This is a genomic window from Arthrobacter sp. G.S.26 (genome assembly GCF_050847375.1).
GTDB lineage: Bacteria > Actinomycetota > Actinomycetes > Actinomycetales > Micrococcaceae > Arthrobacter.
Genome location: NZ_CP193752.1, coordinates 2,295,330 through 2,304,839, shown reverse-complemented (window position 1 = coordinate 2,304,839; position 9,510 = coordinate 2,295,330). Strand labels below are relative to the sequence as shown.

The following is a 9,510-nucleotide window of genomic DNA, read 5'->3' as shown; positions in this document are numbered from 1 at the left end:
GATAGATCGCCTCTCCCATGCCTGCGGGGTGAGCTGTCGGGTTCGGGTTGGAGCTACCCGGCCGGGAGCACCCCATCAAGGACAGAGGTGCTATCGACTTAACCCCAAGGCTTCAAAGAAGCCGTGGAAACTTGGTTCCCCCGTCCCTGCCATCCGGAAACGATTGATCCCAGGCCAGCGGCAGGGCTCGGCATGCTGGTGGGAGTGCCCCGTTGGAGAGGGACACATCAAGACCATAACCCAGGTGCCGACCAATTGTCACATTTGGATAACATGCGAGGTGGGCCTCTCGGATCCCTGGTTTGTCCATCGCTGATGTGTTGCCGGGCCCCTGAACTCGAAGGACGCCATCCGGTCAGCCGGCCGCACAGGCCTTCGTCACAAAGTCATAAAGTTGGCCGCGCAGGGTGGCTCCGGCGACGAGTTTCAGTTGCCCTGAGCGCATCCCCACTGCCACCCGGACGGGCAGCAGTGTGCCCACTTTGTCTTCCGCCACAGCGTGCGCGTCACAGCGCGCGGGCCGGAGCCGCAGGTTCATAACGAACGGCGCAGCTCCCGCCCTGACAACGGTGTCAACGGGCCAGGGATCCGCCGACGCTTCCGCCAGCAGCGTGGTGCCTTCGAACCGTTCGAGGGTCAGCCGGCCGCTCCCGCGGGCCCCGCCAGCAGGATCAACCAGCAGGTGGACGACGGCGGTGCGCAAGTCCGGCGCGACGGCCAGGTCCGGAGCCAGGGCCAGGTCCGCTACCGCTGCCGCAGCCGCCGAAAGGCAAAGTTCAGCGTTGTTCCGGGCCAGGATTCCGAGGGGATCAGTTGCCTCCAACGCGATGCTGGTGGGAGTGGGAGCGGTGGTGGGCGGTACTGTGGCCGGGGCGGTGGCGTCTGCCGCCGGCAGCGTCAACGTCGCTGTGGCCACCGCGGCAGGCCCGCTGGAAGTGGGCCGCCCCGGCTCCGGACAGGCAGCCGTGGGCAACATTGCGGTTCGGATTTTGGCCTGGTGCGGTGGCACGACCACTACACCGCCCGCGGAGTCCCAACGGATGTCCTGCTGGAACAGGGAAGTGCTGAGCCGGGCGTCGCTGACCGTGACCGGACTGTCTGTGCTGTTGGTAATCAGCAACTCAATGCCATGCCGCCCGTACTGGTCCCGGGACTGGTTTACTTCCACGGTGAGTGCCGGTTCTGCGGCGGCTGGAGTGGACCACGCCGGCGTCGGATTGGCTGGGGGAGAGCACGCAGTCAGGGCGGCCAGGGCCAGGCCGGCAACGGCCGCCGTTGCGCAGCGCGGCGTGCCACGCGAAGGACGGCGGGGAGTGCCCATGGCCCCAGTCTAGGTGTACTCAGCCAGCAGGTTGGTTACATCTGCTGATGGGTGGTCGCCCTCCGAGGGCTGCGTGGTTTCGGCGGTGGTTGTAGAAGTCTAGCCAGCCGGTCAGTGCCTGTGTTCGGTGGTTGCTGGAGTCGTAGGCGTTCTTGTAGGCCCAGCCTTCTTGCAAGGTGCGGTTGAATCGTTCGGCTTTGCCGTTTTGCCACGGGCTGCGGGGCTTTGTGCGCCGATGTTTGGCGCCGAGGTCCTTCATGACGGTCGCGAAGGCTGTTGACCGGATGTAGGCCAGGGCGTTATCGGTCATGACTTCTTGAACGGGTGCCCCGTTCGCGGCCATGAACGCTGCGGCGTTGGCCAGAAACGCTGCGCAGGTCGGGCCCTTTTCGTCCGGGAAGACCTCGACATAGGCCAGGCGTGAGTGGTCATCGACGGCCACGTGGACAAAGTCGTAGCCGAGTCCGCGGCCTTTGACGGTTTCGGACCAGCCATGAACACGCCAGCCGCCGCCGGCTGGGATTCTCCCGAGTTTCTTCACGTCAATGTGGAGCAGTTCACCGGCGGTGTCGCGTTCGTAGCGGTGGTCAGTAGCCCGGCCTGCCCTGATGCGTTCGCCGCTGATCGGGTCCAGCTCCCACAACCGGGGCATCCCGGCCCGGGCGATGATCCGGGAGACCGTCCGGGGCCGGACGTGGCACCGTTCGGCGAGTTGGACCGGGCCCTCGCGGTGCTCGGCACGAGCGGCGAGCACCTCGTCGATCTTCCTCGCGGGGGTGGCGTGCGGGCAGGAACGCGGACGTGAAGACCTGTCCTCCATCCCGTCCCAGCCGTGCTCCAGATAGCGTCGGAACCACCGGTGGGCGCAGGTCCGGGAGACACCCATTTCCTTCGCCACGTGGGCCACGGGTCGGCCGTCCAGAACACGCTGGACAAGGATGCCTCTACCGGCAGGAGTCAGACGGGCATTACGGTGGACCATGAAGACCTCTTAGTCGTTCGGTGTGTGTGGTAACCACCAACCTAAGAGGTCTTCACCCTTTTACGGTGTAACCAACGTCCTGGCCGAGTACATCTAGGTCCACGTTTTGCAGCTCCCAATGTAACGATGTGGACACTTCAGCGTGTTCCGGCGGACGGACGCCGGTAGGCTTCGGAACTATGTCCCCGTTCGTTTCCAAAGTGCGGTCGCCCCTGGCCGGCGGCCTGTTGGCACTTATCCTGGCCGGCTCGGCCGTTCTGCCGCCCGCCATGGCCGGCGAGCCGGCGCCGCCCTCGGGCTATCCCTCGTGGGAAGACGTGCAGCAGGCCAAGGAAACCGAGGCCGGCAAGGCAACGGAAATCGCCAAAATCAACGAGCTGCTGACGGGGCTGGCAGCACAGGCGGAAATCCTCGGCGGCCAGGCCGTAACCGCCGCCGCAGACTATGGCGTGGCCGACGCCGCGCTCCAGGCAGTGGATGCCAGGCTGCTGTCGTTGGCCGCAAAAACCGCAGCAGCCACTGCCGACGTGGACCGGCGCCGGAAGGAGCTGGGGGCCCTCGCCGTGCAGTCCTACAAAACAGGCGGCACCAACACAGGGTTCTTCGTGGCCTTGGACGCGTTGGAGCACAACAACGTGCAGGGCCTGAACGTGGTCCAGATGGTAGGGGACAAAACGGCCGCGCTGGTGGAAAGGGCTGCTTCCGCCGCCAAGGTGTCTGAATCCCTCCGCGAACAGGAGCAGGCAGCCCGGACCGAACGCGAACGCCTCACCGCTGAGGCTGCCACGAAACTGAAGGCCGCCCGCGATGCGCAGGCCGGCATGGCCCGGCAGATCGACGACGGGCAACGGCATGGCACCGAACTTACGGCCCAGCTGGCGTCCCTGAAAGGCACCACCGCGGCTGTCGAGGGGGAGTACCGGCAGGGCGTGGAAGCCGAAGCCGCCTACCAGGCCGCGCAGGATGCCAAGCGCAAGGCTGCCGAAGAACTGGCCCGCCGGCAGGCCGACGACGCCGCCAGGGCAGCTGCGGCCGCTGCCGCTGCAAGACCCGCCCCGGCCAACCCCGCCCCTGCAAACCCGGCACCCGCGAACCCCGCCCCCGCGAACCCGGCACCGGCGAACCCCGCCCCAGCCCCGCAGGTGCCGGTGGAACCCGTCCGGCCTCCCGTCGTCGTCCCTTCCGTGCCCGGCGGCGCCGTCAATGATCCCGCCGGCGCGAAAAATTACGCGGCGGGCAGGCTGGCCGGGTATGGCTGGGGCCAGGACCAGTTCCCCTGCCTGTCCCAGCTGTGGATGAAGGAGTCGGGCTGGCGGACCACCGCCACCAACCCCAGTTCCGGAGCGTACGGGATTGCCCAGTCCCTGCCCGCAGGAAAGTACGCCAGTGCCGGCAACGACTGGCTGACCAACTACCGCACCCAGATCGAATGGGGGCTGGGCTACATCAGCGGCCGCTACGGCTCGCCCTGCGCGGCCTGGAACCATTCGATCGCCTACAACTGGTACTGATGGCACGGCCAGGACTGTCGAAGGCCAGCGCCGGCCGGTTCCGGCTGCTCCTTGAAGAGGAGCGCGCCCGGAAACTGGCGCTGGTCGCTGCCCTGCGGGCCGAAATAGCCGGTGCCAGCTCCGCCCGGCAGGACTCCAACGTTGATGACGAGCACGACCCGGAAGGCGCCACCATCGCCTTCGAGCTCTCGCAGGCGTCCGCCCTGGCAGCGCAAAGCGCCGCTGGCCTGGCGCAGGTCGACGCCGCGCTGGCCCGGATTGCCGACGGTACCTACGGGAGCTGCCTCGAGTGCGGCGGGCCCATTGCCGAGGGCAGGCTCGAGGCCAGGCCCTGGACGCCCTACTGCATCAGCCACTCCTCAGCGGGACGGGGCCGGTGACCGCCGGCGGTTCCGTGGGTCCGGCCGTGGAATTCATCGACATCACCTTGCAGAATGAGGGCGCCTGGTACCGGGCGGACGACGTCGGGTCCCGGCTGGGCGGTGTCCTCGCCTCCTACGGGTCGTCCGTGGGTGCCGTGCGGGGCACCACCCGGGACGCGCTGCGGAAGTTCCGGGACCTCGACCACGACGGGATCCTCCTGCTGGCCTCCGCCTTGTGGGCCCGGCCGGCACCCGGCGTACTCCCCGTTTTTGAGCGGCGGCTGGCGGCCGTGGTGCTGCTGCAGACCAGGGTCCGGACCCTGCTGCATTCCGACCTGACCCGCCTTGAAGGGTTCCTTCGCTCCGCGGCTACCGGGGAACTGGCTGACCCGCTGCTCGCCGACGTCGTGGCGCCGATGCTGGCGGGGTTTAGCACCATGGAACGGCGGAAAGCCGAGGTGGTCCTGTCCAGGTGGCGGACCGATCCGGCCGCAGAACTGCGGGACGCCGCAGCGTACCTCGACCAGGCGGTGCCGGGCGCTTCGGCCGGCTGACAGATAAGGAGACATGTCCGTGAACGCATCCCGGGACCTTGAACGGTTCGTGACTGCCCAGGAGGGCGGGGTTTACGACGACGCACTCGCCCAACTCCGCGCAGGCAGCAAAACCGGCCATTGGATGTGGTTCGTGTTTCCCCAGATCGCCGGCCTGGGCCAGAGCCCCACCTCCCGCAGGTACGCCATCAACTCACTGGCTGAGGCGCGCGCCTACCTGCGGCACGGGCTCCTGGGCCCCCGCCTGCTCGAATGCACAGCCGCCCTGATGGACCAACCCGGCCGGTCGGCCGTCAGCATCCTGGGCAGCATCGATGCACGCAAGCTAAAATCCGCCATGACCCTGTTCCTCCGGGCAGACCCCGATGTAGCCCTGTTCCAGGCTGTCCTGGACCAGTTCTTCGACGGGGTACCCGACGCGGCCACGGACTCACTGTTGGCCGGGCTTGCCGGCACCTGAGCCTAGGGGGTGGGGCTGCCGCCGTTGACGTTGAGGGTTTCGCCCACCACGTAACTGGATTCGGCGGAGGCCAGGAACACGTAGGCCGGCGCCAGTTCCGCAGGCTGGCCCGCCCGGCCCAACGGCGTGGACTGGCCAAACTCCGGCAGTTCCTCCTTGGGCTGTCCGCTGCTGACCTGCAGCGGAGTCCAGATGGGACCCGGCGCCACGGCGTTGACGCGGATGCCCTTCGGGGCAAGCTGCTGGGCCAAACCCTTGGTGAAGTTGTTGATGCTTGCCTTGGTGGTGGCGTAGTCCACCAGGGTGGGCGAGGGGCTGTAGGCCTGGATGGACGTGGTGTTGATGATGGTGGCACCTGCCGGCAGGTGCGGTACTGCCGCCTTGGTCAGCCAGAACATGGCGTAAACATTGGTCTTGAGCGTGTGGTCGAACTGTTCGTCGGAAATGTCCGTGAACTCCTCCTGTGCCACCTGCTTGCCGGCATTGTTGACCAGGATGTCCAGGCCCCCAAGCTCCGCCAGCGCCGTCTCCACCAGTGCGCGGCAGGTGCCAGCGTCCTTCAGGTCGCCGGGGGCCTGCACGGCTTTCCGGCCCGCCGCCTTGATGATGCCGGCGATCCTCGCGGCGTCCTCTTCCTCTTCGGGCAGATAAGACAGCACCACATCGGCGCCTTCGCGGGCGAACGCGATAGCCGTGGCAGCGCCGATGCCCGAGTCAGCCCCGGTGACGATTGCCTTCCGGCCCTCCAGCCGCCCGGATCCGCGGTAGCTGTCCTCGCCCAGATCGGCCGTGGGCGTAAGTTCGGCATCCAGGCCTGGTTCGGGCTGGTGCTGCTTCGGCGGGGAAATCCGTTCGTAGGCTGTCACTGGATTGCGGAACGTGTACTGGTCTGCCATCTGGTTCCTCCTGTTGCCGGGGACGCGGTGGTTCCCGCTGGATGTTCTGATGCTAAAAGCTAAGCATGCTTACATTCCCAGCCTAGGCTCGAACTGCCCCTGCTGCCAACCCGGCGCCGTAGACTGGCCCCACCCGGCACTTGCTGCCGTCCGGACCATCGGCAGGAAGGCGCGCACCGTTGCCCCAACAGGATCTGGCCCCCACACCCAGGGGCTGGCCGGAAAAACTGCACGACGCCAACCTGGATGGCTACCTGCTGATCGCGGTGGTGGCCTTGGCAGTGTTCCCCCTGCAGGAAAGCATCGGGTTCTGGCCCGTGCTGGTGCTGTTTGTTGTGGCAGGCGGTGCGGGGATGCTGCTTGCCCAACTGGTTTTCCGGCCCGTACAACGGAAGCGGATCGCCAGCGACGCCCGGCAGGGGATTTTCGAATGCGCCCAGCGCGCAGCGGACGCGCCGGCGCCGGGCAAGTGGGCCTTCGGATACGCGAAGGTGGAACGTGGCCGGCTGCTGTTCCAGGCCAAGGCAGGGTTCAGCGGCTCCGTCGCAGGCCGCGTGGAAGTCTATCCGGACCCGCGTCCGGCCGGACCTGTGGTGAAGGCTCCCTGGCTGGCGTTTCCCGGCGGGAAGGCCATCACCCTGCACACGGGCCGCGGGCTGCTGGAGCTGGCCGCGTCCGCGACGAGCCTCGAAATGCTTACCGGGCGGTCTGCGGACTGACCACGTTGACCAATTCCACGTTCCCCAGCCGGCCGGCGTCGGCCACCGCCGTCATGTAGGTGCAGGACGGCTGCCGCCGCCGGTCCGTGGGGGAACCCGGGTTGAGCAACCGCAGTCCCTTGGGCGCGGTGGTGTCCCACGGAATATGGCTGTGGCCGAACACCAGGACGTCCGCCTCCGGATACGCCGCCTCGCAGCGCAGCTCCCGGCCCTTCGCCTGGCCTGTCTCGTGGACCATGGCAAACCGAACGCCTTCCAGGGTGATGCTGGCCGTCTCCGGCAGGCGGTGCCGCAGGTCCGCCCCGTCGTTGTTGCCGTGGACGCCCACCAGGAGCCTGCTCCGCAGCTCCAGCTGGTCCAGGAGTGATGCGGCCACCCAGTCGCCGGCGTGGAACACCACATCGGCGTTGTCGACGGCGTCCCACACCTGGGCGGGGAGCTCCCTGGCCCGCTTGGGTACGTGGGTGTCGGCGATCAAAAGCAGTTTTAGCGGCATGAGTGACATCCTGACAGACTGGTGCCATGGATCACTTCACTGCAGCCGGAACGTCCAGCACACCTCCCGTCCGTACCGGCCCCCGCGACCCCGGGGACGCCTGGGTGGAAGGCGGCCGCGGCCGCTTCTGGGGCAGGTTCGGCGCGGCAGGTGTTCTGGCCTTCGACCCCGCCAAGGGTGTCCTGCTGCAGCACCGCGCCATCTGGAGCCACAACGGCGGCACCTGGGGCCTGCCGGGCGGCGCGCTGCACCAGCATGAGGACCCCGTGACCGGCGCCCTCCGCGAAGCGAATGAGGAAGCCGCGGTGCCTGCCGACGGGGTGGACGTGCTGTTCACTTCGGTGCTGGACCTGGACTACTGGGCCTACACCACCGTTGTGGTCCTGGTCCGCGAACCGTTCGACCCCGTCATCAGCGATCCCGAGAGCATTGAACTCCAGTGGGTGCCGGTGGCCGGGGTGGAGAACAAGGAACTCCACCCCGGCTTCGCTGCGGCCTGGCCGGGCCTCCGGGAACGCCTGCCGTCACGGCCTGGCGCTTAGTAGTCGGGGCCGTATTCTGCGTTGACCAGGATGGGCAGATGGTCCGAGTTGCCGCGCGGCAGCGTCTCGACGCTGGCGATGTCCAGGCCCAGCGAGGTGGCGAAATCGAAGTGGCCCTTAAAAACCTTGTATCGGGTGTAGGTGCGCCGGTTGCTCAGCGACAGCGCGTATCCCGAGTTCTTCATGTGGATGTCAAGGTTTTTGGTGAAAAACGGGTAGTTGAAGTCGCCCACCATCAGGGTCATCAGGCCTTTGCCCATGCTGAGCAGTTCCGCGTGCGCGGCATGGATCTGCTTGCGGCGCAGCGAATTCGACGCCGTCAGTGGCGCCGCGTGGAACGAGCCGATAACCAGCTCATGCTGGGTTTCGTTGTCCACCACCCGGGTTCCGATCAGCCGCTCGTGGGCCGGGGCAAGGACCCGGTCATGCATCGACTTCTTCAGGGCGAAGGACTGTGTGTCCAACGCCGTGAACCGGCCGGTGCGGTAGTAAATGGCGAGGCCCAGGCGGTTGCCCTTGGTGGAGTCCGCCAGGCGCAGCGGGCCCAGGGTGTCGGGCAGATCCGAGGAATCAACTTCCTGGAGGCACAGCGCATCGATGTCGTGGTTATGGGCCAGGGCAAGGAGTTCACCGCTCGCCTTGTGCTTGCGGAGGTTGTAGCTGATGACGCGCATGGAACACCTCTTCAGAGGGTTGCGAACAGGACCGGTTCCTGAGTCTACCCAGTAGCTTCCCACCTGGCCCTCCCATTTCGCCGCAACCTTGCCCGGGCCGTTTCGCCGCCGGGCGTACGCCGCCCGGCAGATAGAGTTGGCGGACTCCTCAAACACCCCGGAAGGTTCCCGTTGACTGCAGAATCGACCCAGCTGGCCGAAGGCGACTTCTATTACCAGGACCTCGGAGGCGGCCGGTTCCGCTCCACCCTGCACGCCCAGGGCGCCTGGAACGAGCACGAGCAACACATGGCGCCCGCCTCCGGGCTGTTGGCCCACGTCCTTGAAAACCACCACCCCCGCCCCGACCTCCGGATGGCGCGGCTCAGCTACGAGATCCTCGGCCTGATCCCCGGCGGCGAATTCCACGTCGAGGCCACCACCCTGCGGCCGGGAAAGACCATCGAGCTGGTGCAGGCCGAACTCGTGGCCGGCGGCAGGACCGCCATCCGGGCCACCGCCTGGCGCCTGGCCACCAGCAACACGGAGGCCGTGGCCGCCGTCGAGGATCCCGCCATACCGGGCCCGGGGGACTGCGAACCGTTTAACGGTGCTGCCGTCTGGCCCGGCGGTTACATCGCATCGCTGGAGATGCGGGTGGCTGGTGGGCACCGGCCCGGGGCCGGCAAGGTCTGGCTCCGGACCCCGCACCCGCTGACCGATGGTCCGGGCGCCGGTGACCTGGCACGGCTGATGGGCCTGGTGGACACCGCCAACGGCATCGCGGCCAGGGTTCCGCCGGGCAAGGACAGCTACGCGTTCCCCAACGTTGACCTGCAGATCCACATGTACCGGCGGCCGGAAGGCGAGTGGCTGGGGCTGGACAATGCGGTGTCGTTCGGACGGGACGGGATCGGCCTCACGTCCACGGTCCTGCACGACAGCCAGGGCCCGTTTGGCCGCGCCGAACAGATCCTGACGCTCCGTAAAACCTGACAACCGGGCCGGTCGGGC

12 protein-coding genes and 1 riboswitch are annotated in these 9,510 nt (G+C 67.4%); of the genes, 7 read left to right on the top strand and 5 right to left on the bottom strand.

From position 1 onward, the window contains the following. Window positions 1–3: 3 nt before the first annotated feature. A riboswitch (cyclic di-AMP (ydaO/yuaA leader) is annotated at window positions 4–169 on the bottom strand. A 186-nt stretch (window positions 170–355) separates the two neighbouring features. Together ACRB8A_RS10475 and ACRB8A_RS10470 are read right to left on the bottom strand one after the other, a co-directional pair. Beyond that, on the bottom strand, window positions 356–1,321 hold the full coding sequence (locus ACRB8A_RS10475; RefSeq protein WP_432244654.1) for a hypothetical protein: 966 nt from the start codon (window positions 1,319–1,321) through the stop codon (window positions 356–358). A 19-nt stretch (window positions 1,322–1,340) separates the two neighbouring features. After that, window positions 1,341–2,303: an IS481 family transposase gene (locus ACRB8A_RS10470; RefSeq protein ID WP_432244653.1), complete on the bottom strand. Its 963-nt coding sequence runs from the start codon at window positions 2,301–2,303 to the stop codon at window positions 1,341–1,343. Window positions 2,304–2,482: 179 nt separating this feature from the next. Here ACRB8A_RS10470 and ACRB8A_RS10465 point away from each other — a divergent pair, with 179 nt between their 5' ends. From ACRB8A_RS10465 to ACRB8A_RS10450, 4 genes are read left to right on the top strand one after another with little or no spacing between them, the layout of a single operon-like run. Continuing rightward, window positions 2,483–3,814 (top strand): coiled-coil domain-containing protein, encoded by a 1,332-nt coding sequence (locus ACRB8A_RS10465; protein ID WP_432244652.1) that lies wholly within the window; start codon window positions 2,483–2,485, stop codon window positions 3,812–3,814. Continuing rightward, window positions 3,814–4,194, top strand: coding sequence for a TraR/DksA family transcriptional regulator (locus tag ACRB8A_RS10460; RefSeq protein ID WP_050687968.1), 381 nt, complete (start codon window positions 3,814–3,816; stop codon window positions 4,192–4,194). The genes ACRB8A_RS10465 and ACRB8A_RS10460 overlap by 1 nt, the downstream gene beginning before the upstream one ends. Beyond that, on the top strand, window positions 4,191–4,730 hold the full coding sequence (locus ACRB8A_RS10455; RefSeq protein ID WP_432244651.1) for a DNA alkylation repair protein: 540 nt from the start codon (window positions 4,191–4,193) through the stop codon (window positions 4,728–4,730). The genes ACRB8A_RS10460 and ACRB8A_RS10455 overlap by 4 nt, the downstream gene beginning before the upstream one ends. Before the next feature lie 13 nt (window positions 4,731–4,743). Next, window positions 4,744–5,190: a DUF1810 domain-containing protein gene (locus tag ACRB8A_RS10450; protein WP_432244650.1), complete on the top strand. Its 447-nt coding sequence runs from the start codon at window positions 4,744–4,746 to the stop codon at window positions 5,188–5,190. Between the two features lie 2 nt (window positions 5,191–5,192). Here ACRB8A_RS10450 and ACRB8A_RS10445 read toward each other — a convergent pair whose 3' ends face one another. Beyond that, window positions 5,193–6,086 carry a glucose 1-dehydrogenase gene (locus tag ACRB8A_RS10445; RefSeq protein ID WP_050687966.1) on the bottom strand — a complete coding sequence of 298 codons (894 nt, stop codon included), beginning with the start codon at window positions 6,084–6,086 and terminating at the stop codon, window positions 5,193–5,195. Window positions 6,087–6,265: 179 nt separating this feature from the next. On the opposite strand from ACRB8A_RS10445, the gene ACRB8A_RS10440 reads away from it, so the two are divergent. Continuing rightward, a complete protein-coding gene (locus ACRB8A_RS10440; RefSeq protein WP_432244649.1) occupies window positions 6,266–6,805 on the top strand; it encodes a hypothetical protein in 540 nt (179 codons plus the stop codon). Here the strand turns inward: ACRB8A_RS10440 and ACRB8A_RS10435 are convergent. Further along, window positions 6,783–7,301: a metallophosphoesterase family protein gene (locus tag ACRB8A_RS10435; RefSeq protein ID WP_432244648.1), complete on the bottom strand. Its 519-nt coding sequence runs from the start codon at window positions 7,299–7,301 to the stop codon at window positions 6,783–6,785. The two genes, ACRB8A_RS10440 and ACRB8A_RS10435, sit on opposite strands and share 23 nt — an antisense overlap. A gap of 26 nt (window positions 7,302–7,327) precedes the next feature. Between ACRB8A_RS10435 and ACRB8A_RS10430 the strand changes: the two genes are divergently transcribed. Further along, a complete protein-coding gene (locus ACRB8A_RS10430) occupies window positions 7,328–7,843 on the top strand; it encodes an NUDIX domain-containing protein (RefSeq protein ID WP_432244647.1) in 516 nt (171 codons plus the stop codon). On the opposite strand, the gene ACRB8A_RS10425 is transcribed toward ACRB8A_RS10430, so the two are convergent. Next, entirely contained in the window at window positions 7,840–8,517 is a 678-nt protein-coding gene (locus tag ACRB8A_RS10425) for an endonuclease/exonuclease/phosphatase family protein (protein ID WP_050687962.1), read from the bottom strand. The genes ACRB8A_RS10430 and ACRB8A_RS10425 overlap by 4 nt on opposite strands. Before the next feature lie 171 nt (window positions 8,518–8,688). Between ACRB8A_RS10425 and ACRB8A_RS10420 the strand changes: the two genes are divergently transcribed. Next, entirely contained in the window at window positions 8,689–9,492 is an 804-nt protein-coding gene (locus ACRB8A_RS10420) for a thioesterase family protein (protein ID WP_050687961.1), read from the top strand. Window positions 9,493–9,510: the final 18 nt, after the last annotated feature.